This is a genomic window from Glaciecola sp. HA4-3 (genome assembly GCF_055693685.1).
Genome location: NZ_CM146340.1, coordinates 1 through 25,044 on the forward strand (window position 1 = coordinate 1; position 25,044 = coordinate 25,044).

The following is a 25,044-nucleotide window of genomic DNA, read 5'->3' on the forward strand; positions in this document are numbered from 1 at the left end:
TAACCGTAGCCCAACCCCCGTCTACTGCCAAGTGATTTAGCATCGCATAATGTTCTCTTTGATAACTCATCGAGGACACTATGCCCAGAAAACGCCGAACCAAAGAAGAATGGAAAGCTACGTTAGAAGCCCAAAAGGCCAGTGGCTTAACAGCACCTGAATATTGCGCCAAGCATAAAATCCATCTGCAAACGTTTTACGCCAGAAAAAGCGACATCTTAAAGCCGTGGCCCAAACCCAATCCTAAGGCATGGGTAAAAGTGAGTAAAGATAAGACAGAGTTGACTGCACTCTCGCCGCAACTAAGTCTGCACTATCAAGGTGTGGTGATTAACGTGCTGCATTCGCCAGAGCCAGAGTGGTTAACGGATGTCATTAAAGGCCTTGCCTCATGAAGATGTTTGTCGAGCCTAACGATATTTATCTGCACACCCGTTTCGTGGATTTCCGCAAAAGCATCAACGGCCTGTTAGTGATCATCGAATGTGAGCTTGAGTTGTCTCCATTTGACGATGCAATGTTTATCTTTTGCAATAAAAAACAAGACAAACTCAAAATCGTCTATTGGGATAAAACGGGCTTTGCCATGTGGTATAAAGTGCTGCAAAAAAATCGATTTAAGTGGCCTAAATTAAGCGACATGAGTCACCTCAGATTAAGCGAACAACAGCTCACTTGGCTGTTAGGTGGCTATGATGTTATTGGGCACAGCACGCTTCATTACACGTCCATGGGCTTATAACGTATGATCATAAAAACAACTTATTGATCACGATTTAATCTACATAAAATCAGCTATTTAGGAGAGCATTGAGGTAAAATATAGGGCATGAAAAAAGCCCAGAGCACACTGCCGACTGACGTTGCCGCCTTGCAAGAGATGGTGCTTAAGTTGCGCGAGCAAAACCAAGCATTAAACGCGAAGAACCAGCGTTTAACCGAGATGTTTCGCTTAGCCCAGCAAAAACGCTTTGGCAAAAGCAGTGATACATTCGGTGGGCAAGGTGAGCTATTTAACGAAGCGGAAGAGATTGTTGAGCAAGCAGACAAAGCTGAGGCCGATGCTAGCGAAACTATCACTTACACTCGCCGTAAAAAGCGGGCTGAGAAGATAGCCGATGATATTCCTCGTGAGCGCGTTATCCATGATATCGCCGATGAAGATAAGTTCTGCGACTGCTGTGAGCATCCGCTGCATCAAATTGGCGAAGACACGAACGAGAAGATTGAGTTTATCCCCGCCCAAATAAAAGTGATTGTGAATGTGAGACCGAAATATGCTTGCAAAGCCTGCGAGCAGCAAGGGACTCACAATCGTATTAAACAAACCCCTGTGCCGCCAAGCATTATTCCCAAGGGCTACGCCACGCCTAGCTTAATATCCCAAATCATTACCAGCAAATATCAATATGGCTTGCCGCTTTATCGGTTAGAGAGCATGTTTGCGCAATACGGCATTGAGCTGTGTCGGCAAACCATGTCAAAGTGGATGATAAAAAGTGGCAATATCTTCGAAATCTTATACGACATGATGCGGCAAATATTACTGGAGCAACCGGTCATCTTTAGTGATGACACTACCGTGAAAGTCGTGGGCGACAATAAGGCAAAATCCTACATGTGGTTATATGGCTGCGGGGCAGATTCGCCTGCCGGTAGAATAGTGGACAGCGATATTCCCAATATCGTGCTGTTTGATTATAACAGTGGCCGAGGCGGCCAAGTGATAGTGGACTACTTAGACGGTTACAATGGTTACATGCATGCCGACGGCTACCCTAGCTATCATAAAACACAAGCGACCATTGTTGGCTGCTGGGCACATGCTAGGCGCAAGTTCACTGATGCGCAAAAAGCCATGGGCAAGAACAAAAGTGGCAAAATCAATTGGGCCATTAACCACATTAAAAAGCTATATCGAGTAGAAACCCTCATTAAAGATAAAACTATCGATGAGCGTTACCGCATTCGCCAAGAGCAAAGCCTGCCATTGCTTGATGAATTTAAAACGTGGCTCATTCAATCCAAAAGCCAAGTGTTAGGGCTAACCGACCTAAGTGATGCCATTCAATACTGTCTAAATCAATGGGAAAAGCTTGAACGTTATACATTAGATGGACGGCTCAGCATAGACAATAATCGCGCAGAGCGCTCAATAAAACCCTTCGTGAATGGCAGGAAGGCATGGCTGTTCTCACAAACTGCAAAGGGTGCTAAGGCCAGTGCGATACTTTATTCAATGGTAGAGAGCGCAAAAGCCAATGGGCTTGTGCCTTACGATTATATCACCCATTTACTCGAAGCCTTTACGCAACCTGAGCCTAACATCGAGCAATTACTGCCTTGGAATGTGAAGTTAGGTGACGGTCTTTAGGCGACGGTTACCTTATAGTTCACAATTTGAGCCGAATAAAACTTGTTATTCGGCTCAAAAAATGATTTGATTAATCAATTCTAATCGGCTCATTTGTGTTCACTGTGTATATTTGGGAATTAAAAAACTGGCCTTCTTTCTGTTATCAGCACGACCACGTAATGACTTTACTCAAAGAGTTAGACCTGCTGCACTCAAACTTAAAAGAACAAATATTATCAACGCCTGAAGGACTAGATTCTGAAGCACAGCTTAATGCGTTAATTCAAAATGCAATAAAAACCTCAGAGATCGAAGGCGAACAACTTGATGTAAGCTCTGTACGCTCATCGGTAGCCAAACATTTAGGACTAAACCAAGCAGGATTGATTTCGGGCACTAAACAAACCGACAACTTAGTTGATATGTTAATGCAAGCGACCTCGAATTTATCGGAACCACTTTCTCTAGATACATTACTTAAGTGGCAATCTATGTTGTTTACTAATGAATACGCATTAAAACCAGTAATTACAGGTAAGTTGAGAGGTGAATCACCAATGCAGGTCGTTTCTCAACGAGGCCGATTTACTAAAGTGCATTTTGAAGCGCCTCCTAAACAAACACTTGCTGATGAAATAAACGAGTTTTTATCTTGGTTTAATGAAAATCACCGAGAGCATTTTGTCGTTAAAGCGGCAATATCACACTTATGGTTTTTAACGCTTCACCCTTTTGACGACGGCAACGGACGGATAGCTAGAGCGATCACTGATAGATTGCTTGCTGTGGATGAGCAGACCTCAGTACGTTTTTATTCATTGAGTGCCGCCATTGAACAGAATAAAATTAGTTACTACGATATGTTAGAAGCAACACAAAATTTAAAGTCCGTTTCACAACAGCAAAATCAGCTAGACATTACCGATTGGATCATTTGGTTCTGTGAAGTTTTAAAGCAAGCATTATTGCAGGGACAATATCGAATTAAACGAGTATTAGCAAAATCACAATTTTGGTACTCCCACGCGCAAACGGTTCTTAGTGAACGCCAAATTAAAGTGTTAAATCGTTTGTTAGATAATTTGGGTGATGCGTTTATCGAGGGTATTAATGCATCAAAATACAAAGGTATAGCGGGCGTAAGTAAAGCTACTGCAACGAGAGATCTAACCGATCTTTTAAATAAAAATTGTATAGTACAACTTGATGGCGGAGGTCGAAGCACTCGCTACCATGTTAATATTCAGATATAAGCTTCGACGAATCACTAAGAATCACAAGGAATCAAGGAGCAGGTTCCTTGAAGAAGTATTTACCATGTTATCGGCGTTTGTCCCGGAACGATGGCTTAGTGACCATTGCCTAGCTTAACACTGTCTTATTGAGAAACAATTATCAGACTATATTTATTAGGGCGATAAGTTAGTTGCAAAAGTACTCACCAAGCTAAATGACAGCGCCACACCACCATCGGCTACGTTCGTAAGACAAGGAAACGTTCAAGGATTCAATCGGTATGCTTATGCTAACAATAACCCTTATAAATTTGTTGATCCTGACGGAAGTGCCCCCACTAGACTCGGGCAACGTTTAGACCAAAGAGTCAAAGACCTTGAGAGTGGCAGCATGACTAAAGAACGATACAATCAGGAACTAGCAGCGGAGGTAGAAGGGGGGATAGAGGGCTTAAAATTGGTTGGTGGTCCAGTGGGAAGAGCAGTTAGTGGAGCTGAGATGATAGTGGATATCGTCGGCGGTGATGCCCCAATAGCAGATATGGCTGCAATGGCCGGATCTGATGCTGCTGGGAATACTGTAAATGGTATTGCCGAAGGCTTCTCGAATGGAAGTAGTTCTTCTAAAAAAGTAAAAGTATTAAAGTTTGTCGCGGAAAATCTTATAGGAAATGGCGTCGGTGCTCTCTCTCAGAGCACCGAAGATCACATTAATACGACGATAGACAATACAGAGACAACCAAGGAAAAAGTATAGATGCTATATAAGTTGGTACTTATAGTTTTATTAGGCGCATTAACCCAACATTCTTTTGCTACTGGCAATGAAGTTATAAAAGCCAATAAATGGAGATGCGTTGACTCTTATATATTGGGAGAAACATTTACAATAAGTGAAAATTATTTATTCGAGATGTACGATGATTACTTTGTTCAAGAGGGTAAATTGGGAGTTAAGGACCAGCTAGAGCAAACGTCAACCTTGTATTATATTTCTACTCATCAGTATGTAGTGATAGGTAATAATTATGAGTCGTCTTTGACATCATTTAAAGTCGTAGAGATCGAGGACCCAATTGGTTTTTTTGATAAAAATACAATTGATAGTCTTGCGGATAAAACGATTGTGACTGAGACAGAGATGTCGTTGCTCGATGAAACTCATTTGGAAGCCGTTTTCGAAAATGGGGCGAAAGTCACGTGCAAAATAGAACAGCCAGCGATTTGATTGAGTAGAGTTAGTTAAAAGTGAGTCAGAGATGGAAGTAACGCTCGTTACCAAAACCGACCTACTTGGCAATGTCACTTAGTTCTCAAGTCTAGCTTGGCCAAAAACAATGCATTTGCATTACCCTTTTTATAATTTGAATTCGTAATAAGTGACAATGGTACTCACCTAAAAATAACCATAATCCACACCGAATCATCAAAAATAACCATATTTCACGCCTCGTAATTATTTTTAACGTAATTGATTTAAGTTTTCAGTCATAATATAGTCTGTAATCATTATTCATGGCGTGATGCTTTATATAATCGTTTATCATGTGCGATAATCGTTTTTCATGGTAAATCGTCATTTTTAGGTTGGTAGTATGGTATTAGCTAAACGCGCAAAGTTTTTTGATGAAGAAGTCTATCCAGAGTCTGAGGCCGAGCTGGTTGGATATGCTTGGCTTATAAATGAATTCCAACTAAGCGTTCCTGCCCCTAACGCTATATGCGCCATTGTCCCGGCTATAAACGCTAAACGAAGCAAAGGTAGGTGGTTAATATGGGGAAGCCGTTATCAGCCTGAAGCTCACTGGTTTGCACAATTAACATTTGCGTTGAAATACGAAGGCGTTGACTTAGCTATTATGAAAAGTTTATTTGGCGCTTTGGTAATCAAAGATATTACTGCTTCAGTTGAAAATGAAATAACAGGCGCGTATAGCCGCAGAATTTGGTTTTTCTATGAATGGCTTACTGAGCGAGTACTACCCATTGAGGATGTTACTGCTGGTAATTATGTTGACGCGCTAAATGAAAAGCTTCAATTTGGCTGCACCAAAACCAAGGTTTCACGCCAACGAATAAATAACAACTTACCGGGTGTTAAAGGGTTTTGTCCTTTAATTAAGAAAACAAAGACGCTAGTTCAGTATATTGGAGAAAACTTAGACGAAAAAGCGGCTAAGAATATCGGGGCTGTTCATAGCGATTTACTTGTAAGAGCAGCAGCTTTTTTACTGCTTTCAGACTCCAAGGCTTCATATACCATTGAAGGAGAAGCACCGCCTCATAATCGTATAGAACGATGGGGTAAAATTATCGGTCAAGCTGGTATGCAAGCACTGACAGTAGAAGAGATAGAGCGATTACAAGAAGTAGTCATTCCTGATAGTCGATTTATTCTGACGGGAATTCGTTGCTTTGGCGGTTTTGTTGGTGAGCATGATCGTGTGACGAACCTACCTATACCTGAGCACATATCAGCAAAGCCAGAAGACTTAGAAGAATTATTAGATGCCTTTCTAAATGCCTATGAACGAATGAAAGGCTCAGGGTTTCATCCTGTTTTAGCTGCTGCAATCATTGCCTTTTCGTTTGTAATTATTCATCCGTTAGAAGATGGTAATGGAAGAATTCATCGCTACTTAATTCATCATGTTTTAGCCGAGAGCGGCTTCACGCCTAAAGGCGTAATCTTTCCTGTTTCAGCAGTAATTCTAGAAAACATAAAAGAGTACAAAGCCGTATTAGAGCAGTTTACAAAGCCGCGTTTACAGTATATTGAATGGCGACCAACTCAAGACAATAATGTTCATGTAACAAACGAAACGGCTGACCTGTATCGATATGGTGATATGACGCGCTATAAGTGGAGTTTTTATTTGAGTGTGTAAAAGATACAGTAGACACGGTTCTCCTTGGGGAAGTTCTTTATCTCGAACGATACGATGAGATTTGGAACTATGTAAATAATCGGTTTGATATGCCTCAGAAAAGCTTAAGTTTACTACTAAATTTTTTACGACAGAGTAATGGGCAATTATCGAAGAGAGCCAAAACTAAGGAGTTCTCTGCACTAACTGAGGCAGAGATAAAAGAAATTGAAAATAAATATCAAGAAGTGTTTCTACTTCATTAAGTGAGCCATTTTGTCGGTGAGTAGTTAGTTATTGTATAAGAGATAATACTTACTAACTGTCCAATAAATACGCTAAGCTTGAGGCAATTCAGTGCCGAATCGATGATGAAAGCTTGCCAAATCAAGCAGACCACGCGTGGCGAAGTTCTTGCGCAAGAAATACTCTATACAAGGAGTGCACAGAAAGAGTTAATGCATGGCAAGATTGGGGTCCAACGTCAAATGGAACTCATCCAGTGGTTGTGCCCTTAATAATAGGTGGGAAAGAAGTTACAGCGAATTACATTTGTGTAGTAACTTATTGCCGCGCAAAAGGTGATATACCAAAGGGTGGCTACATAGACCCTAAAGATCTAATACCAGATCCGCCGATTAAGAAACCAGACCCCCTTGATTTATTAAATAATTAGGAGATTATCCATTGAAACGTATTTTGTACTTAATTTTTTTATGTGCCTTTGGCGTGGCTGAAAGTAAAGGAAAAGAGTCAACTTTTAGTTTAGCAAAACCCCATATTCCAAGTGATCAGCGCTGTGAACTTGCGAGTCAATATATTAATGAGACCTTACTTTCGGTTGAAGAAAATCTTAGCAATTATAAAATTCTTGGGAATTGTGCACTGAAAATAGATGATATTAAGATGGCCAGATATTACTGGGGAAAAGCAGCATTACTCGGCAATGAGTCAAGTTTAATTAACATCGGCATGATAAGTAGTTTAGATCCATCGTCAGAGCAAGAGAGATTTTTTGGTATAACGATTCTACAGAAAGTGGGGATGAAAAATGTAAAAGAAAAGTCAATGAGCAAGTTGTTTACCGCGCTTATGCTCATATCTTACCCCTATGAAGGTTTATCAGATGATATAAAAAAGCGCAAAACGGTTGCAGAACTACTTACACAAGCTGAAGAACTAGAACAGAAGCATGAATTCTATCTTTCGGCAATGGTTATTAAATATCTTGTAAATCTAGGTTATTTTGATAACACCGAGTCTACCGATCCGATAATCGAACAAGTCTTTCAAATTGCGAAAGATACGAAGCCATATTACTGTTATATGAGTGAAGTTTTAGAGAGAAATTTATATCGGGTTCCTCAGAAAAAAGAGCTGACTCAAAGGTACAATAATGGTTGCACAACTGAGGCAGAAGCGCGCAACAAAGAAATTGAAAAAATGTTGGGACTAAAAAGGGGGTCAGTGTTACATAATCCTTGAGTCTGGTTTTGCTTGGTACAGGCTTGAAATGTTGGCGCTAAGCTTTAGTATTTACTTGGTAATGATTTATCAAAGGAATGAATATGGCAAGGCGCAGAAGGATAGGGCCTAAAGATGTTACTCAGCATGTTGTTCAACGTGGCAACAATCGTAAAATTTGTTTTAGATGTGAACAAGACTTCATTGTTTACGCAAGCTGGTTAAAACAGTATAGCGAAAAATATAATGTGGCACTGCATGCTTGGGTTTTTATGACTAACCACGTACATTTGTTGTGTACACCTAGAGCGAGCAACTTAGGCGTGAGTCAAATGATGCAATCATTAGGCAGGCAATATGTGAGGTACTTTAACGACACTTACAAACAGACAGGTACGCTCTGGGAAGGTCGATTCAAGTCGTCTTTAGTTTGTACATCAAGCTATTTATTGAACGTTTACCGCTACATCGAACTAAACCCTGTTCGCGCTAAAATGGTGAAAGAGCCTAAAGAGTATAAATGGTCAAGCTATCATCACAATGCCTTGGGTTTCATGTCAAAGCTCTGCACGCCTCACGAAATCTATTTGCAACTAGGCGACACATTTATAAAACGAATGCATGCATACAGGGCTTTGTTTAAAGGTGGACTCCCCCAGTCTTTGATAAATGAGATAAGTTTGAGTGCTAACAAAGAATTAGTACTGGGAAACGGTGAGTTCAAAAATAAAGTCGAAATAATGATTGGTCAGAAATTAAAAACTGGGAAGATGGGTAGACCTTGCAAGCAATAAGTGACTCTGACCCCTTTTTTAGACCCCTTTTTTTCCTTTTTTATGTAACTGATGGCGCTGGTAAAACAACATGCGATGTTAACGTTGTTTGCCCTTGATTTTGATTACTCAAGCGTGGCGATAATGGTCTTTAGACGCTCTTCTACACTGCCAACTAATGTGACAAATGGAATTTTGCGATTCTTTAGCTGTGCAGTGATAAAGGCTTGAAATTCGTGTCGTTTAACATCGCCCGAACGCTCCCATGTATCTTCAAATGGGATTTCATCGCCACATAAAAAAACAATGTCGAAGCGCTCTTTGCTTTGGTCGGCAAGCTTGTCTAGTTCAGGGTGAGCGCATCCATAGTAGTCTTGGGCAAAATGCCATGTTGTTAATGCGTTTGTATCAACAAATAAATATTGCTTACTGTCCTTAATGGCTTCGTCTTCTTGTTTGATTTGGGTTTGAGCAATATGTAGTAATTGTTCTTGCGTGAGTAGACGGTCAATTTGATTTTTTTCCCAATATTCTCGACCATATTCAAGTACGTAGTTGGTACGATAAAAAGCCGCAGCTTCTTTTAATATAGTTGTTTTGCCCGTTGAAGGCGCGCCCATGAAAACGATCTTTTTGACTTGCTGTTGGCTCATTGTGCTAGCTTTGCCTCACGGTTGTCTTGTGCACGATATTCTTTGTACCAAGTGTACTGACCAAAAAAGCACATCACTAAAAATGTGCAGTACAGTATTGATGTGGGATAAAGACCTTTTTGAAAATAGATAACAATAGCAACCACGTTGACAATTATCCAAAACAGCCAATTAAACAAATGCCTGCGGGCCAACAACCACTGCGCCACCAAACTGGTAGCGGTAGTAAATGCATCAGGGTAAGCATAAGCAGCATCTGTATACCTAGCCATCATGTAGCCCAAAACTAGTGTGCCGGTAATAGCGACTCCTAGCCATATGGCAATATCTTTAGTCGCCGTTAGCTGGATAGCAAGGCTGTTATTTTGGTGGTCTTGATTATTTGTCCAATTATACCAACCATAAATTTGTAGCCCGATATAAACCACGTGTAAACCAGCATCGGAATAAAGCTTACTTTGATAAAACACCCACACATACAAGGTGACTTGGATAAGGCCAAAAAACCAACACCAGATATTCCGTTTGATAATAAGAAACACACATATAAACCCTGAAATAGCCGCGACTATTTCGATAGGACTTGCACCTAAAAAACCAGATATAAATTGTTCAAGCGTCATGAATTATTAAAGGCAGGAAGATATTATATTCATTATGAACGAATTATATTTATTATCAAAAACTTAAGGTATATAGTAATTAAAAAATATACAAAATAGTGTATTTGTACCTACAAGGAGTGCGATCATGCCAGAGTTTTTACAAAATTTTGATATAAACGAATATTTACCGGTGGCTTTAGCTTGGGCGACAAACGTTTTATTGGCCATGTTAATTTTAATTATTGGTATTTGGATAAGCGGCAAAGCTTATAAGGCCGTTCATAATATCGGTAAAAAGTACGACAAACTCGATGATACGCTTTTTAGATTCTTTGGCAGTATTGTACGTTACGCCATTTTGGCGATTGTATTTATTGCAGTACTGAATCGTTTTGGTGTTGAAACTACATCAATTGTTGCATTAATCGGTGCAGCCGGACTAGCTATTGGCTTGGCCTTGCAAGGCGCAATGTCTAATTTAGCCGCTGGAGTGATGTTATTAATATTTCGCCCCTACAAAGTAGATGATTTTATCGATTCGGCAGGTCAGTTTGGTAAAGTTACCGAGGTTGATTTATTTACTACCATCCTTCAAACGTTTGATAATCAGCAAATCATCATTCCAAACAGTCAGATTTGGGGCCAACAAATTATTAATCACTCATATCATGGAATACGTGGTGTCGATATGACATTTGGTATTGCTTATGATGAAAATATTGATGCTGCACGCAAAGTTATTGATACCGTGTTGGCTGAGCATCCTCATATATTAAAAGACCCAGCACCGTTTGTGGAAATCGAAACACTAAACAATAGTTCTGTTGATTTTATTGTGCGCCCATTTTGCCAAGGTGAGCACTATTTTGATATTCGTTATTCTGTACCCGAGCTAATTAAAAAAGCACTTGATGAAGCCAATATTGAAATACCGTTCCCACATCGCAAAGTCATTCTTGTAAAAGAAGACTAAACATTTGATTCACAAGCGGATTTCAGATTCGTTTGTGAATCAAAATAACCTCACCCTTTTAGTTGCATATGCGATTACTTAATAACTAAAGGTTTTGTCATAATTTCCCGATAACACATCAATGATTGTTATTAGGAAGTAAGCATGAAGATCAAGACTAGACTGTTAATTACCTTATCAAGTTTAGGCGCTACTATTTTGTTTTTGGGTATCGTTGCAAGCACAAGCGTTAACCTGCTTGAAAAACAAGATGCAATATTTTCAGGACTTTTAAAAGCTGACTCCCAGTTATATCAAGCACGCTTGGCTCAAGCTGATTTTATGATCACGCAGAACCAACGCTTTGTTGAACAAGCTAAGCAATCACTATCTGAATCGTACGAACAATTACGCTCTGTTGAAGCTTTATTAAAGGGTACTCAAAACCTTGCTAAAGTGTTAAAGATTGAAGAGGCGGTCAATAGCTATGGCGAATCGTTTGATAATTTGGTGAAAGAAGAAAAAAATGGTGGTGAAAAATCTTCACAAATTACCGAAAAAATGATGAAGGATGCGAATCATGCATCTACGCTTTCGCAGGAGCTTTTGAAAGAAGAGCAAGTTATTGTTGATGATTTACGAGCTACCATAACAATTACCAGTATAGTGACAATGGTTGTGTCGTTAGTGCTTTGCATAACTTTGGGCGTTTGGCTTTCACGGTCTATTATACAGAGCATTGAAACAGCACGTTCGATAGTGAAGGAACTTAAAGAAGGTAATTTAAATACTAATATAAAGGTTGCCGGCGACGATGAACTTTCAAAGTTGAGCAACGAGCTGTTAGCGTCAATGCAAACTATCAAAAATAGTATTGAGCATGTCCAATCATCAATGCATACGCTTTCAGATTTAAGTGGTGTAGTAGAGGGTTTAGTTGAAGATTCTCAAAATTCAATTTTGTCTCAGCAGGCCCAGACCGATGGCTTAGCCGCTGCAATAGAGCAGATGACGACCAGTAGTATACAAATCACTGAAAATGCTATCAGCGCTCAGCAAAGCAGCAGTGAAGCTGAAGAGCAAGTTCGTAACGGTACTAGCATCATTAATGAAGCTAAAACCTCGATGCAGTCTTTGGCTGACAAATTGACCCAAGCGATGGATGTGGTAAGTAAACTTGATGAGGACAGCAAAGGTATTGCCGATATCGTATCTGTAATTCAAGGGATTGCAGAGCAAACCAATTTACTTGCACTTAATGCTGCTATCGAAGCTGCTAGAGCCGGAGAGCAAGGCCGAGGCTTTGCGGTTGTCGCAGATGAAGTCCGTCAGCTTGCCCAGCGCACACAAGAATCAACCGCGCGTATTACTGATATTGTATCAATGGTACAAACAGGCGCGTCTGATGTGGTGGGGGTCATTAATGATTCAAATGAAAAGTCTAACGATGTTGTTAAGCTTACCGAGTCCGCAGCAAAAGCTTACACTAAAATAAATGATTCGATTGATCAGGTTGCCCAATTAAACATCCAAGTGAAATCAGGCGCCGAAGAGCAAACTACAACATGCCAGCACATTACACACAGTGTAACTAGTATTAAAGATCGAGCGTCGGAAAATACTCATGCACAAAGTAGTATCAAAGAAAAAGCACATAGCCAAGTACTAGAATCTGCCGAATGCTTAGAACGCATCGCATTTTTTAAGTTATAAGTGAAGCTACTTCTTAACGCTTTCTAGCAGGGTGCGCAGATTAATTTGCGCACCGACCTTATTAGCGAGTAAAACCATTCCTGTTACTTTACGGTTAATCAGTGCAACATCAAATTCTGGTGAGGGTAATGCATCATTTTGAATGATTAAACCTTGAGTACGTGCTTGAATGCGTTTAATCAGACCTGCTTGTTTAATATTATATGGTTGTGTTTGTAGGCACTCACTTGCTAAATTCGCCGCGTCTAATATAGTGCCAAGCATTTCTTTTGACATGTTTGATGAAATTAGTCCTAATTGCAATAATGCACTTTGCATTTTTTGCTTGTCTTGTTCAAGCATGCCAAATGCCATATCAAAATAACCATCTTTTGCACTTTGAGACAGTGGTCGGCAAGCACCAAAGTCCAATAATACTACTTGCTTGGTATCATCTTTGTATAAGTAGTTTGCAAAATTTGGGTCGCTTTGCATAAAGCCAAAATCAAACATCTCTTTAAATAATAAATCAAATAAGTGCTCGGTGATGATTTGTTTAGTGGATGGACTTTCAAAGCTTAGTTCAGCCATTGATGCACCGTTAACAAATGACATACATAGCACTTGTTTACTGCAGAGCGCGTCATAGACTTTTGGCACAAGAAAGCGCTCATCACCACAAATAAAGTCTTGGTATTTGAGTAGATTCTCGCGTTCAATATTGTAATCGGCTTCGGCTTTAAGCTGCTCTTTGGCTTGTTCCAGTATGGTATCAATGTCTAAAGATTTTGGGATCATTCGGCTCACTTTGAGCAAGCGGGCTACATTATCAATATCACTATCAATTGATTCAGCCACCCCAGGGTACTGGACTTTTATGGCAAGTTCTTCTCCTGATACCAACGTGGCCTTATGAACTTGTCCAATTGACGCTGCAGCAATAGCGTCATAATCAAACATACTGAATTGGCTTTGCCATTGTTTACCCCATGCAGCCTCCAATGTTTGTTCTAATTGTTCACGAGGCATAGGGTTGGCTTTTTCGCGCAAAATCGCAAGAATAGGCTCCCATTTTGCTGGCAGAATTTCTCCTGCGTCCATCGACAGCATTTGACCAATCTTCATTGCTGCACCACGCATATGCGCAAGATGTTTGGCAATTGATGTGGCGTTGTTTTCGTGTAGTAGTGTGTTTTGAGTGTTGGGTAGTCGAGCAGTGCTAGCAGCTTTGATTGAGTTTTTGACAATATTACCTGTCAAAGACGCTCCTAAGCTTCCCAGCGTCGCTAATCGTGATAAGCGAGAGCTGGGGACAGGTTTGTTTTTCATGCTAACCTAGCAAGATACTGGCAATTAAGGGTGTGAATATATGAAACATCATGCCAAATACACTGCCACCAAAAAAGCCAAAAGCGCTTTTTTTCCAATATAGCGGAATAAAAACATACCGAAGAGTCCCCACCACAACATTAAACTATAGATAGACGTTAATCCGCCACCTAAACCTTGAGGAAACAAAAACAATAAGCTAATGGTAATTGCCATTGCGCCGGATAATAAAGGCCACATAATGTTTCCTCTATCTTTAAAAGCTTCTACCTTTTTTTGTTGCTCATTGTCGCTAAGTGCTTGTTCAGCAAGTGCTGCTTCTTTTTTTGCTTCGCGTTTTTCAGTTCTGGCGGTCTTTTTACCCATAAGGATGCCCTTTTTATCACAAACCAAGGCCTAATTAAGGCGTATATCAAAACTCAATATTGAGTACTTCAGTATTGTCAGTAAAAGTGAGCGATGTCACCTCATCTGACAATTTGATGTTAACAGTATTTGTTTGTGCAAACCAAATATCACGCAATGCATTATGCACAACTTGCAAGCCTTCGAAACTTTGCGGAATAGGCGCTTCTTGATACACCCAAAAATGTTTACCTTCAATCTCAAAGCCAACAAGCGTAAGGGCAAGTGCTGAATCATCTGCATGGAAAAGACCAAAGCGCTCACTAACGTAGTCTGCAAAGGCTGTTTGGGTTTTTTCATTCCCAATTATATCTGCGTTTTGATCAAAAATTTCACTCACGGCATGTTCTGCATCATGTAGTTCAAATCGGTGCATAATTTCAAGAACTTGCGTTCTTGGATTAATTTCAATACGAGTGAGAGCCATTTTTTGTTGGTGGGCGCTTACACAAAGCATCAATTGCCCTGCCAACATAAAGGCAATAACGCTTATAAAAGCCAACTTTTGAATCACCGCTTGCATTGTTTATTGCGCCTCTTCTTCTGTGTCTTCGTCAGATTTTAAAGGTGTTTTAATTTCCTGCATTAAATCTCTTCTTACACCTGATGTGCTGCGTGTATTTTTGTAAGCTTCTATTCGAGATTCAATTATTTTACGCGGGTAGTGGTTGTTGTGAATATCCACATCGGCCGTTTCCCATCTAGGGTCAAGCTCTACACTTACTAACACTTTATCTGTGTCAGTCACTATCAATTTTTGTACTTGTTTTGGTGACCTACGCCATATTTCTGCAGGGATACGCATCATTTGTGTAGAGCCATCTTCAAAGGTCATTTCAAAAATGACCGGCATAACCAAGCCTCCTACATTTGAAAATTCCAATACATAGTAATTTTTATCTTCGGCGACCGCGCGTTCGAAGGTAGCGCGTTCCCAAGGTTCAAGCTCCTCTAAAAAGCTCTGGTAGGTATTTCGGTCTTTGTTCGTTACTGTGAATATATCATTTTCATCATAAAAATCAGTGATATCAGGGTTCTTATCAACCCACAACGTTTTTCCTTCTTCTTGGTTACGCTCTTGTGTAATTGAAAGGGGCTTGTCGTTATAGGCTTGACGCTTGCGATCAAAATCAATGTCAGGATTTTTTGTATCTAAGCGCAGTTTATAAACTGAATCGAGCGATATATCGACATGGTCAGTTGTGTAAAACCAACCTCTGAAAAACCAATCTAAGTCGACGCCCGACGCTTCTTCCATTGAACGAAAAAAATCTGCTGGTGTGGGGCGTTTATATTTCCAAGCTTGAGCATACTCTTTGAACGCAAAATCAAACAGTTCACGTCCCATTATAGTCTCGCGCAGAATATTCAAGGCAGCGGCCGGTTTAGTATATGCATTTGGACCAAGTCGCAGCACTGAATCAGATTGCGTCATAATAGGCACTTGAGTATTTGATGCCATATAGTCAGTAATATCGCTTGGTTCAACGCCCCATGGAATAGTGGGATCCCACTCTCTGCCAGCGACGCCGTCTAGAAAGCTGTTTAGGCCCTCATCCATCCAGGTCCATTGACGTTCATCAGAATTCACAATCATTGGAAAATAGATATGACCGACTTCGTGAATAACCACGCCTATCAAAAACCGTTTTTCGGCCAAGGAATAGGTTCGGCTGCCATCGTCTTGTAAGGTGGTGCGTGGGCCATTAAACGTAATCATTGGATATTCCATACCGCCAACAGGACCATTAACCGATTGTGCTACAGGGTAAGGATAGTCAAATGAAAAGCGAGAATAGACTTCCATTGTATGAATCACTGATTCGGTAGAATATTTTTTCCATAAATCACCGCCTTCTTTAGGGTAAAAAGACATTGCCATGACTAGCTCTTGTTCGTCGCCACCTTGATGATAACCTTTGGCATCCCACATAAATTTGCGAGAGCTTGCCCAAGCAAAATCACGCACATTCTTAGCAACAAATGTCCATGTTTTGGTGTCATTACTAGCTTGTTTTTCATTTTCTAAGGCTTCATCTGCGGTCACAATAAATACTGGACGTTGAGCCTTTTCAGCTTCTTTTAAGCGTTTACGTTGCGTCGAGCTAAGCACTTCTTTGGGGTTATCTAGATAACCGGTAGATGACACAATATGATCAGCAGGCACCGTTATGTTGACTTCATAGTCTCCAAACTCAAGCGTAAATTCGCCCCTACCAATAAATTCTTTATTTGTCCAAGCTTCGTAGTCTGTATAAGCCGCTAAACGTGGGAACCATTGAGCCAATAAAAATATATCATTACCACCTTCACGCTCATCGTCAGGAAAGTGTTCATAGCCAGCGCGAGCAGACACGGCATTTTCTTCGACAATGTTAAATGCGAAGTCTATTTCAAATGTAGTACGTTTGCCTGATTGTAAAGGTGTTGGTAAATCAATTCGCATAAGTGTGCCTACAATGACATGCTCAAGTGAATTGCCTTTGGTATCGCTTACCTTTTGAATGTCATAACCAAGTTCTACATCTTCAACGTAATGTTGACGACGAAGCGCAGCTAAACTTAATTTTGCTGGTGAATCTCCACTGGCAGACTGTGTCGCTGGACCGCGAGCGCCAATGCCACCAAAGGTCGACGTAAGCGCAGACATAGAATCGGATCTAAATTTATTTTGGTCTAGTTGTACCCACAAATAGCGCAAAGTATCTGGGCTATTGTTAGTATAAGTGATACGTTGCGATGCGCTGAGCCTGCGATTTTCTTCATCAAGTGTCACGTCAATAAGATAGTCGACTTTTTGCTGCCAATATTGATGGCCCGGCAAACCACCGGCGGTACGATAGACATTTGCAGTAGGCAATACTTCATCTAGTTGGCGGAATTTGTCTTTAAAATCGCCTTTGGTTTGTTCGATTGCTTGCGCCGCTACTAGCTGACTGAAAGTAATAAGTGTGAATACAAAGTAGAGCCGAATGATAGACCCAAGTCCATTTGATTGAGATTGCATGAGACGTCCTAGAAAGCGTTATTTATTATAGTTTTCAACAAAGTGTACTCTTTTTGGGAGCGTAAACCTAGACTAGCAGCAAGAATTTAATTAGTACCTTGGTATCAAGCTCTACGAATGTTCCAATTACACTGCATTAGTGGTTGAGTTATCAATTGAAGCGGTTATGCTTGCTTTTATGAAATAAAACTTATTGTTTGTTAGGCTATTTATGCTCAAAGGCATTGGAAAAAGACTTGTTATAAAAGTAGGCAGTGCTCTTGTGTCACCCCAAGGAAGCGGGTGCAGTGAACAATATTTAGCCGCCATAGCGCAATTTATAGAGCAGTGTCATCAACAGGATATTGATGTGATTCTTGTTTCATCTGGCAGTGTGGCAGCGGCGCGTGGCAGTATCAAAACAGGCCAACAAGCGACCATTGCCGAAAAACAAGCAATGGCTGCGGTAGGGCAGACAAAAATGATGGCGAATTGGGCGAACTTGCTTCACACCGAATGTGCCCAGGTATTGTTAACAGTTGAAGACTTGGCCCAACGCAAACGTTTCGTCAATATCAAAAATACCCTAGAACAGCTACTAGCAAACAATATCATCCCTATTGTTAACGAAAACGATACAGTTGCGGTCGAAGAAATCAAAGTAGGCGACAACGATAATCTTGCCGCGCACACTGCTATTGCCGTGCAGGCGTCATGTTTAATTATTTGTACCGATGTTGATGGCTTGTATAGCGCAAACCCTAATGAAGATACTGATGCAACCTTGATTCATCATGTCCAGGCTATTGATCAAGATATTTTAGACTTAGCATCTGGCGCTAGCAGCTCAGTAGGCACAGGCGGCATGATCACAAAACTACAAGCTGCACAAAAAGCTTGCGCTAGTGGCATCAAAACCCTGTTACTAAATGGCAAAAAGTCCACAAGCTTTGAGGCGCTAGTAAATGGTGAATGTGTTGGGACGTATTTTGCTGTTAAAAGCGTCAAGAAAAGTGCAAGGCAAGACTGGTTAACTCACACAAGTAAAAGCCAAGGCAGTATAAACATTGATCAAGGAGCGAAAAGCGCTTTGTTTGATAAAGGCGCCTCATTGTTGGCGGCAGGCGTGACTCACGTTACTGGAAATTTCAATACAGGTGAGTGTATTGAGATGTATTTTGACGGTGATTATATGGGTAAAGGACTTAGCAACTTTTCGCATTCACAGCTTAAGCAGATTTTAGGATATTCTACTGGCGAGATTGAAGCCTTATTAGGTACAAACTCAAAAAATGAAGTAATTCACCGAGACAACATGGTGCTATTTATCGAGTCTTCAGACAGCGATAGTGCTTAAACAGAACAATAACAAAAAAGGATTCGCACCATGCCAGAAATACAAAAGTTATTGGATAACAACGAGCGATGGGCCAATACGACAAAAGAAGAAAACCCTGAGTTTTTTAAACGCTTAGCACAACAGCAAAGTCCAGTCTATTTATGGATTGGTTGCAGTGATTCGCGGGTACCTGCCAATCAAATAGTTGATTTATTACTACAGGCGATATTTTTGTTCATCGTAATGTAGCCAATATGGTAATACACACTGATTTTAACTGCATGTCAGTATTGCAATATGCACTAGATGTTTTGAAAGTGAAACATATTATTGTTTGTGGTCATTATGGTTGTGGGGGTGCAAGCCGCATTAGAAAATCAGCGGCTAGGCCTAATTGACAATTGGCTGCTTCACATTAAAGATATTGCGAAGTCTGCACACAATGAGTTAGCACAGCTTGATGAGCAGCAAAAAATTGACCGTTTATGTGAATTGAATGTTCTTGCGCAAGCACAGAATGTGCGAGAAACCAGTGTATTTCAAGATGCAGTGACTCGCGGACAGGATGTGAAGCTCCACAGCTTTATCTATAGTTTAGACAACGGCCGTATTAAAGTGCTTGAACGAGATTAGAAATAAAAAAAGTGCTAAATGCTCAATAGCTTGTGGCACTGAGTTGTGTTAAATTCGCGCGCCTGTTTAAGAATTAAACACTCACTGTATAAAACTAAGGTAAATACCCAAAGATGGAAACGGCGCAAGTTAGTATAAATCCACCTCCACAGGCCAGATTGCCCCTAGTAGAATTTATTCTGCTTATGGCATTCTTGACGTCCTTGGTGGCATTGAGCATTGATGCTATGTTGCCTGCACTTGATCTTATTGGTAGTCAACTTGACAGCGGCAGTCCACAACAGACCTATTTGATCATTTCGATATTCTTTATCGGTATGGCATTTGGACAAATTTTCTTTGGCCCTTTTGCAGATGCGCGAGGCAGACGTCTGACTATTCTGGTCGGTCTCATCATTTTCTTGTTTGGAACATGGGTTTGCTATATTGCTAATTCAATGGAAGTCCTGATCATCGGTCGCTTAATACAAGCATTTGGCGTATCGGGTCCACGTATTGCATCGATGGCTTTGGTGCGAGACCTTTATGTGGGTGATGCGATGGCAAGAGTTATGTCTTTTACAACGGTTATTTTTATTCTTGTACCGATGATAGCGCCTCTTATTGGACAGGTTGTTATGATCCATTTTGGGTGGCGTCATATTTTTACTGTTTTCTCAATCGTGGCCATTGTATGTGCTATTTGGTTTTTTGCTCGCCAAAAAGAAACGTTAACGCGCCCAAATCGCACAAGGTTTAATATGAAACACTATTTTCACTCCATCGCTTGGTTAATCAAACAACCTTCTGTAATGGGGCCTTCTTTTGGCATGGGTTTTATTTTTGGTGCTTTTTTGGCGTACTTAAGCGGATCCCAAACCATCTTTCAAACAATTTATGATACTGGTGCTTATTTCCCTGCTCTTTTTGCTGTTTTGGCATTTGCAATTGGTGCTGCATCGTTATTTAACGGCATTATGGTAGTGCGTCTTGGTATGATTAAACTCGTCAAAATAGCACTGGTGATGACGCTAATGTTTGGGGTCCTATTGAGCCTAGTTGTCATTGTTCATAATGGTATTCCACCTTTATGGTTGTTTGTTACCACCATGTTTATCGGCTTTTTCTTTATCGGAGTGTTGTTTGGCAACCTAAATTCACTTGCGATGATCCCTGTTGGACATATCGCAGGAGTGGGCGCATCGTTTATTGGGTCATTTACTAGCTTTTTAGCGGTGCCAATCGCAATGTTTATTAACTTGTTTTTGGCGGATAGTTTAACGCCAATTGCATTGGGGTTTTTAGTATTTGGCGCATTGACTTATTTTTCAGTTTCTCTTGGCATAAAGCATACGCCGGTGGTTCCCGTAGCATAAAGAAAAAACCCGGCCATAAAATGACCGGGCAAAAGGAGCTTTAAAAGCACCTAACGACAGAACTGTTTTAAGTTTTACACAATGGCTTTCATATCTTTCATGTAACCGCGTAAAACTTCACCAATGGTTTCAACACCATGACTTCGAATAGCTTTATTGATAGCAACAAGCTGAGTGTTATCGACCCCGTTGCTTGTATTGCTCAAGCCGCCACCAATATGTTCTAGGGAGATTTTTGACATAAAGTCTTGTTTCATTAGTGGTACAGCGGCGTTTGCAAATAAATAGTTTCCATATTCAGCGGTGTCTGAAATTACAACGTTCATTTCATATAAACGCTTGCGTGCAATGGTATTTGAAATTAAAGGGGTTTCATGTAGCGATTCGTAATAGGCTGACTCTGGTAAAATGCCTGCCTCTACCATGACATCAAAGGCTAGTTCGACACCGCATTTGATCATAGCGACCAACAATATACCCTTATCAAAGAACTCTTGATCACTTATTGTGCCGGTGTATTCGGGCGCATTTTCAAAGGCACTTTGGCCGGTCTCTTCACGCCATTTAAGTAAGTTTGCATCACCATTAGCCCAATCTTCCATCATTGTGTTTGAAAACTCGCCTGATAAAATATCGTCTTGATGTTTTTCAAATAATGGACGCATAAGGCTTGTTAGTTCTTCTGAAAGCTCATAAGCGATGACTTTAGCTGGATTAGATAGCCTGTCCATCATATTGGTGACACCGCCAATTTTAAGCGCTTCGGTAATCGCTTCTAATCCATATTGAATAAGCGCGCCTGCATAAGCAGCATCGATACCCTCAGCCACCATTTTTTCATACGCTAGAATCGCAGCTGCTTGTTGCATACCGCATAAAATCGTTTGTTCGCCCATCAAGTCTGATTTTACTTCGGCTACAAAGCTACTTTCTAGTACGCCTGCTCTATCACCACCTGTTGCACTAGCTAATGCTTTGGCAATATCTAAGCCTTGGCCTTGAGGGTCGTTCTCAGGATGAACGGCAATGAGTGTTGGCACACCGAACCCGCGTTTATATTCCTCGCGGACTTCAGTTCCTAGGCATTTAGGTGCGCACATTACTACCGTAATATCACTGCGTATTTGCTGGCCTTCCTCAACAATATTAAAACCGTGCGAGTATGATAAGCTTGCGCCTTTTTTCATCAATGGCATTACTGCTTCTACCACACTAGAGTGCTGTTTATCAGGGGTCAGATTATAGACTAAGTCAGCATTGGGAATGAGCTCATCATAAGTTCCAACACTAAAGCCGTTGCTAGAAGCTCGCTTAAAAGACTCGCGTTTTTCATCTATTGCGGCTTGTCTAAGTGCATACGATATATCTAGTCCAGAATCACGCATATTCAAGCCTTGATTAAGACCCTGAGCACCACATCCAACAATCACGATGGACTTTCCTTTCAAAAAATCACATCCTAGAGAAAACTCTTCTCGTTGCATAAAGCGGCATTGACCTAACTGGTCACGCTGATGTCTAAAAGCTAAGCTGTTAAAATAATTTGCCATGTGTGTTCCGAATGCTTGCTAAGTCTTAGTACAAAAATTGTATCTATCCTTAGTCATTAATACTGTGTCTTTCGACTTGTACTTAAGCATACAGTACTTTTATATTTTATAAATTGAATTAAATGCAATATAATATTTCAAAAATTGAAATAAAAGGCACGCGATGGACATTAAAAATCTGTCTCATTTTACCCATTTGGCAAATAGTTTAAGCTTTGCTAAAACTGCGTCTGCTACCTTTGTATCACCACCTACCTTAAGTCGTATTGTCATGCGTTTAGAAGAGGAGCTAAATACACAGTTGTTTGTGCGTGATAATCGCAACGTAGCGCTGACGCCTCAAGGTAGAAAGCTCCTAGCGTTTAGCGATGAGGTGTTAAGGCAATACCATGAACTTCTTGCTGATGTCTCAAGCGATTACGAACAAGTTAGCGGTCAATTGTCGCTATATTGTTCGGTAACAGCAGCGCAAAGTTATTTACCCGCGATGCTAGATAAAGTAAAACGCCAATATCCATATGTCGATATAAAGCTTGATACCGGTGATCATGCGCTAGCACTTGAACGACTTAGTGCACCGGAGCAAGCCTGTGATTTGAGTATTGCGATTAAGACGCCAAACTTTCCAAGCCATATTCACTTTCAATTAATGGATACAGTGCCATTAGTGTTGATTGTGCCTAGTGCATCGTCAATACAATCCCTAGATACGCTTAATTGGCATGAGCATAATGTAATATTGCCAGCCAAGGGTCCTTCAAGACGAATTGTCCATCATTGGTTCGCTGAGCATGGTATTCGTCCAAAAATATATGCACAGGTATCAGGTAATGAAGCTATTGTAAGTATGGTAGCGCTTGGTTTAGGTATTGGTTTTGTTCCACAAATTGTGCTTGATAATAGTACGGCCAAAGATAAAGTAAACGCCTTAACTGTGCACGATATTGAATCGTATAAGCTTGGGCTGTGTTATTTAGCTAAAAGAGCAAAAGAACCTATTTTTGAAGCACTTTCTACTATGTTCACACACACCTAGCCCAAGGATTAAAACACTCCCTTTTAAACAAAAAAGCCGACAAAATGTCGGCTTAACAATATGAGCTAGTTGTTTAGTCTTTTGCTTTTTCGTCTTTGTTTTCTTCTGTGCTTTCGTGCGAACTTTGATATTTATCAAACCACGCAAGTATATTGCCAATCTTACGCCCTAGATTTGATGGTTTACGGGCAATTGAGTGATATGCGCCCTGTATGCGTACCAAAGAACTTTCGACACCTTCAAGTCGCAGTGCACCATAATATTGCTCACTTTCACTCATAGGTGTACGCACGTCCAATTCGCCCGTAAGAACCATAGTAGGTGTGGAAACGTTGCCAACTAAACGAAGTGGTGAACGCTCCCAATATTGATCAACATCGTTCCAAGGAAGATCAGTGAACCAATACTTTGTCATAAAGGTGTAAATATCACTTGTACCGACCATGCTTATCCAGTTAATGACAGGTTTTGCAACAACTGCTGCTTTAAAGCGGTCAGTTTTGCCGATAATCCAAGCGGTTAAAACACCACCACCAGAACCGCCAGTCACAAACAGATTGTTTTCATCGACATACCCTTTAGCCAACAAACCATCAACCATATCCATTAAGTCGTCATAATCTTCTGATGGATAATTTTTATCAATTAAATTTGCAAATTCAGTTCCCATTGAAGTTGAACCTCTTGGGTTACCATATAAAACAACGTAGCCGGCAGCTGCAAACATTTGTACTTCAGTTGAAAACTCTGGGCCATAAGCTGTGTGAGGCCCACCATGTATCTCAAGTATCATTGGGTATTGCTTGTTAGGGTCAAAATGAGGCGGCTTGACTATCCATGCCAATAATTCTCGCTCGTCAACGCTGCTTTTTACTGTCATCAATTCGGGTTTATTCATGATTTTATGATCAAAAATATCGCCATTTAAGTCGGTTAACTGTGTGACTTTACCTCGTTTATTCACCACCGCTAAGTCGGCAGGACGATCGCCGGTAGATAGGGTAAATACAACCTGTGCATCATCAGTGGCTACATAGTCACCAGAGGTATATGGCCTGCCCAGACTCTGGCCGCCTAGCGCATCAGTTTTTAAAGTGCGTTTACCTGATAAGTTAACATAAGCGACATGCTTCTTACCTGCATCATCATAACTAAAATATAAGCCCTTTGAATTATCTGCCCATTGGATATTACCAACAGAACGGTCTAAGTCTTTGGTTAAATCGCGCACATCAGAACCATCCTTATTCATGACGTACAGGTGGTTAATTTGGTTTGATTTACCATTATCAATAAAGCCCGTGAAGGCGATTAATTTGCCGTTTGGACTAATATGAGGGTTTGACTCTGGCCCGCTTGTTTCAGTCAATTTGGTCATCACACCGGTATTGATGTTCACCGATATTAAATCGCTATTAAATACATCAAACTCACTATCATCACGCGTATTGGCCGATAACATCAGCGCTTCACCATTTTGATGCCAGCTAAGTTGTCCTGCATAATCATGATTACCACTTGTAATCTGGCGAGGTGTGCCTCCAATACTAGGAACAACATACACATGCATATTGCTCTGGTCGATTCATTCCAGCGCCATCTCGCTGAAATAAAGTATGGTCGATATAATGAGCTTCCTCAGCCCACTTGGCGCCTTTGGGCTTGCCAGGCAAGGTAAACAGTGAATTGCCCTTACTGGGCGTGAACATGGAAAACGCGATATATTTTCCATCAGGCGAAAAGCTTAAGCTGCTGGGTCTCATGGCAACATCGCTTACTCGAGCGGTGTTTCCAACTGATAAATCACGTACGTA

At 40.7% G+C, this 25,044-nt stretch carries 23 protein-coding genes and 1 pseudogene; 15 read left to right on the plus strand and 9 right to left on the minus strand.

Features of this window, described 5'->3' with window-relative positions; genetic code table 11:
• Positions 1-80 precede the first annotated feature (80 nt).
• From tnpA to ACZ1G6_RS00045, 9 genes are all read left to right on the plus strand, one after another.
• Complete coding sequence (tnpA, locus tag ACZ1G6_RS00005; RefSeq protein ID WP_472617504.1) at positions 81-395, plus strand: IS66 family insertion sequence element accessory protein TnpA; 315 nt, start codon at positions 81-83, stop codon at positions 393-395.
• Positions 392-742, plus strand: coding sequence for an IS66 family insertion sequence element accessory protein TnpB (gene tnpB, locus ACZ1G6_RS00010; RefSeq protein ID WP_472617505.1), 351 nt, complete (start codon positions 392-394; stop codon positions 740-742). Before tnpA ends, tnpB begins: the two co-directional genes overlap by 4 nt.
• A gap of 87 nt (positions 743-829) precedes the next feature.
• On the plus strand, positions 830-2,374 hold the full coding sequence (gene tnpC / locus ACZ1G6_RS00015; protein ID WP_472617506.1) for an IS66 family transposase: 1,545 nt from the start codon (positions 830-832) through the stop codon (positions 2,372-2,374).
• Between the two features lie 104 nt (positions 2,375-2,478).
• Entirely contained in the window at positions 2,479-3,609 is a 1,131-nt protein-coding gene (locus tag ACZ1G6_RS00020) for a Fic family protein (protein ID WP_472619011.1), read from the plus strand.
• A gap of 373 nt (positions 3,610-3,982) precedes the next feature.
• The gene (locus tag ACZ1G6_RS00025; protein WP_472617507.1) at positions 3,983-4,348 is read left to right on the plus strand and encodes a hypothetical protein; all 366 of its coding nucleotides are present in this window, start codon (positions 3,983-3,985) and stop codon (positions 4,346-4,348) included.
• A complete protein-coding gene (locus ACZ1G6_RS00030) occupies positions 4,349-4,819 on the plus strand; it encodes a hypothetical protein (protein WP_472617508.1) in 471 nt (156 codons plus the stop codon).
• Between the two features lie 367 nt (positions 4,820-5,186).
• On the plus strand, positions 5,187-6,479 hold the full coding sequence (locus tag ACZ1G6_RS00035; protein ID WP_472617509.1) for a Fic family protein: 1,293 nt from the start codon (positions 5,187-5,189) through the stop codon (positions 6,477-6,479).
• 666 nt (positions 6,480-7,145) lie between these two features.
• The gene (locus tag ACZ1G6_RS00040) at positions 7,146-7,943 is read left to right on the plus strand and encodes a hypothetical protein (RefSeq protein WP_472617510.1); all 798 of its coding nucleotides are present in this window, start codon (positions 7,146-7,148) and stop codon (positions 7,941-7,943) included.
• 83 nt (positions 7,944-8,026) lie between these two features.
• Positions 8,027-8,716, plus strand: a complete 690-nt coding sequence (locus tag ACZ1G6_RS00045; RefSeq protein WP_472617511.1) for a transposase — start codon at positions 8,027-8,029, stop codon at positions 8,714-8,716.
• Positions 8,717-8,820: 104 nt separating this feature from the next.
• On the opposite strand, the gene ACZ1G6_RS00050 is transcribed toward ACZ1G6_RS00045, so the two are convergent.
• Complete coding sequence (locus tag ACZ1G6_RS00050; protein ID WP_472617512.1) at positions 8,821-9,348, minus strand: AAA family ATPase; 528 nt, start codon at positions 9,346-9,348, stop codon at positions 8,821-8,823.
• The gene (pnuC, locus tag ACZ1G6_RS00055; protein ID WP_472617513.1) at positions 9,345-9,971 is read right to left on the minus strand and encodes a nicotinamide riboside transporter PnuC; all 627 of its coding nucleotides are present in this window, start codon (positions 9,969-9,971) and stop codon (positions 9,345-9,347) included. The genes ACZ1G6_RS00050 and pnuC overlap by 4 nt, the downstream gene beginning before the upstream one ends.
• 127 nt (positions 9,972-10,098) lie before the next feature.
• Between pnuC and ACZ1G6_RS00060 the strand changes: the two genes are divergently transcribed.
• Together ACZ1G6_RS00060 and ACZ1G6_RS00065 are read left to right on the plus strand one after the other, a co-directional pair.
• Positions 10,099-10,926 carry a mechanosensitive ion channel family protein gene (locus ACZ1G6_RS00060; RefSeq protein ID WP_472617514.1) on the plus strand — a complete coding sequence of 276 codons (828 nt, stop codon included), beginning with the start codon at positions 10,099-10,101 and terminating at the stop codon, positions 10,924-10,926.
• Positions 10,927-11,070: 144 nt separating this feature from the next.
• Entirely contained in the window at positions 11,071-12,618 is a 1,548-nt protein-coding gene (locus tag ACZ1G6_RS00065) for a methyl-accepting chemotaxis protein (RefSeq protein ID WP_472617515.1), read from the plus strand.
• Between the two features lie 6 nt (positions 12,619-12,624).
• Here ACZ1G6_RS00065 and ACZ1G6_RS00070 read toward each other — a convergent pair whose 3' ends face one another.
• From ACZ1G6_RS00070 to ACZ1G6_RS00085, 4 genes are read right to left on the minus strand one after another with little or no spacing between them, the layout of a single operon-like run.
• A complete protein-coding gene (locus tag ACZ1G6_RS00070; RefSeq protein ID WP_472617516.1) occupies positions 12,625-13,926 on the minus strand; it encodes an ABC1 kinase family protein in 1,302 nt (433 codons plus the stop codon).
• Between the two features lie 48 nt (positions 13,927-13,974).
• The gene (locus tag ACZ1G6_RS00075) at positions 13,975-14,292 is read right to left on the minus strand and encodes a hypothetical protein (RefSeq protein ID WP_472617517.1); all 318 of its coding nucleotides are present in this window, start codon (positions 14,290-14,292) and stop codon (positions 13,975-13,977) included.
• A gap of 46 nt (positions 14,293-14,338) precedes the next feature.
• A complete protein-coding gene (locus ACZ1G6_RS00080) occupies positions 14,339-14,854 on the minus strand; it encodes a DUF6702 family protein (RefSeq protein WP_472617518.1) in 516 nt (171 codons plus the stop codon).
• Positions 14,855-14,857: 3 nt separating this feature from the next.
• Positions 14,858-17,338: a M1 family metallopeptidase gene (locus ACZ1G6_RS00085; RefSeq protein ID WP_472617519.1), complete on the minus strand. Its 2,481-nt coding sequence runs from the start codon at positions 17,336-17,338 to the stop codon at positions 14,858-14,860.
• Between the two features lie 211 nt (positions 17,339-17,549).
• Here ACZ1G6_RS00085 and proB point away from each other — a divergent pair, with 211 nt between their 5' ends.
• The 3 genes and pseudogenes from proB to ACZ1G6_RS00100 all read left to right on the plus strand — a co-directional run bounded on the left by proB (position 17,550) and on the right by ACZ1G6_RS00100 (position 20,644).
• Positions 17,550-18,674, plus strand: a complete 1,125-nt coding sequence (gene proB / locus ACZ1G6_RS00090) for a glutamate 5-kinase (RefSeq protein WP_472617520.1) — start codon at positions 17,550-17,552, stop codon at positions 18,672-18,674.
• A 30-nt stretch (positions 18,675-18,704) separates the two neighbouring features.
• A pseudogene (gene can / locus ACZ1G6_RS00095) lies at positions 18,705-19,289 on the plus strand (carbonate dehydratase).
• A gap of 113 nt (positions 19,290-19,402) precedes the next feature.
• Positions 19,403-20,644 (plus strand): multidrug effflux MFS transporter, encoded by a 1,242-nt coding sequence (locus ACZ1G6_RS00100; protein WP_472617521.1) that lies wholly within the window; start codon positions 19,403-19,405, stop codon positions 20,642-20,644.
• Between the two features lie 74 nt (positions 20,645-20,718).
• Here ACZ1G6_RS00100 and ilvC read toward each other — a convergent pair whose 3' ends face one another.
• The gene (ilvC, locus tag ACZ1G6_RS00105; protein WP_472617522.1) at positions 20,719-22,194 is read right to left on the minus strand and encodes a ketol-acid reductoisomerase; all 1,476 of its coding nucleotides are present in this window, start codon (positions 22,192-22,194) and stop codon (positions 20,719-20,721) included.
• 163 nt (positions 22,195-22,357) lie between these two features.
• Between ilvC and ilvY the strand changes: the two genes are divergently transcribed.
• Complete coding sequence (ilvY, locus tag ACZ1G6_RS00110) at positions 22,358-23,230, plus strand: HTH-type transcriptional activator IlvY (RefSeq protein ID WP_472617523.1); 873 nt, start codon at positions 22,358-22,360, stop codon at positions 23,228-23,230.
• 73 nt (positions 23,231-23,303) lie between these two features.
• On the opposite strand, the gene ACZ1G6_RS00115 is transcribed toward ilvY, so the two are convergent.
• Positions 23,304-24,800 (minus strand): S9 family peptidase, encoded by a 1,497-nt coding sequence (locus ACZ1G6_RS00115; RefSeq protein WP_472617524.1) that lies wholly within the window; start codon positions 24,798-24,800, stop codon positions 23,304-23,306.
• A complete protein-coding gene (locus ACZ1G6_RS00120; RefSeq protein ID WP_472617525.1) occupies positions 24,778-24,993 on the minus strand; it encodes a hypothetical protein in 216 nt (71 codons plus the stop codon). Before ACZ1G6_RS00120 ends, ACZ1G6_RS00115 begins: the two co-directional genes overlap by 23 nt.
• Positions 24,994-25,044: the final 51 nt, after the last annotated feature.

Coding starts and splice junctions, on each gene's coding strand:
- ACZ1G6_RS00030 (WP_472617508.1), top strand. CDS start 4,349: ATGCTATATAAGTTGGTACTTATAGTTTTATTAGGCGCATTAACCCAA.
- tnpB (WP_472617505.1), top strand. CDS start 392: ATGAAGATGTTTGTCGAGCCTAACGATATTTATCTGCACACCCGTTTC.
- ACZ1G6_RS00085 (WP_472617519.1), bottom strand. CDS start 17,338: ATGCAATCTCAATCAAATGGACTTGGGTCTATCATTCGGCTCTACTTT.
- pnuC (WP_472617513.1), bottom strand. CDS start 9,971: ATGACGCTTGAACAATTTATATCTGGTTTTTTAGGTGCAAGTCCTATC.
- ACZ1G6_RS00060 (WP_472617514.1), top strand. CDS start 10,099: ATGCCAGAGTTTTTACAAAATTTTGATATAAACGAATATTTACCGGTG.
- ACZ1G6_RS00035 (WP_472617509.1), top strand. CDS start 5,187: ATGGTATTAGCTAAACGCGCAAAGTTTTTTGATGAAGAAGTCTATCCA.
- tnpA (WP_472617504.1), top strand. CDS start 81: ATGCCCAGAAAACGCCGAACCAAAGAAGAATGGAAAGCTACGTTAGAA.
- ACZ1G6_RS00045 (WP_472617511.1), top strand. CDS start 8,027: ATGGCAAGGCGCAGAAGGATAGGGCCTAAAGATGTTACTCAGCATGTT.
- proB (WP_472617520.1), top strand. CDS start 17,550: ATGCTCAAAGGCATTGGAAAAAGACTTGTTATAAAAGTAGGCAGTGCT.
- ilvY (WP_472617523.1), top strand. CDS start 22,358: ATGGACATTAAAAATCTGTCTCATTTTACCCATTTGGCAAATAGTTTA.
- ACZ1G6_RS00080 (WP_472617518.1), bottom strand. CDS start 14,854: ATGCAAGCGGTGATTCAAAAGTTGGCTTTTATAAGCGTTATTGCCTTT.
- ACZ1G6_RS00120 (WP_472617525.1), bottom strand. CDS start 24,993: ATGAGACCCAGCAGCTTAAGCTTTTCGCCTGATGGAAAATATATCGCG.
- ACZ1G6_RS00050 (WP_472617512.1), bottom strand. CDS start 9,348: ATGAGCCAACAGCAAGTCAAAAAGATCGTTTTCATGGGCGCGCCTTCA.
- ACZ1G6_RS00065 (WP_472617515.1), top strand. CDS start 11,071: ATGAAGATCAAGACTAGACTGTTAATTACCTTATCAAGTTTAGGCGCT.
- ACZ1G6_RS00100 (WP_472617521.1), top strand. CDS start 19,403: ATGGAAACGGCGCAAGTTAGTATAAATCCACCTCCACAGGCCAGATTG.
- ilvC (WP_472617522.1), bottom strand. CDS start 22,194: ATGGCAAATTATTTTAACAGCTTAGCTTTTAGACATCAGCGTGACCAG.
- ACZ1G6_RS00115 (WP_472617524.1), bottom strand. CDS start 24,800: ATGCATGTGTATGTTGTTCCTAGTATTGGAGGCACACCTCGCCAGATT.
- ACZ1G6_RS00070 (WP_472617516.1), bottom strand. CDS start 13,926: ATGAAAAACAAACCTGTCCCCAGCTCTCGCTTATCACGATTAGCGACG.
- tnpC (WP_472617506.1), top strand. CDS start 830: ATGAAAAAAGCCCAGAGCACACTGCCGACTGACGTTGCCGCCTTGCAA.
- ACZ1G6_RS00025 (WP_472617507.1), top strand. CDS start 3,983: ATGACTAAAGAACGATACAATCAGGAACTAGCAGCGGAGGTAGAAGGG.
- ACZ1G6_RS00075 (WP_472617517.1), bottom strand. CDS start 14,292: ATGGGTAAAAAGACCGCCAGAACTGAAAAACGCGAAGCAAAAAAAGAA.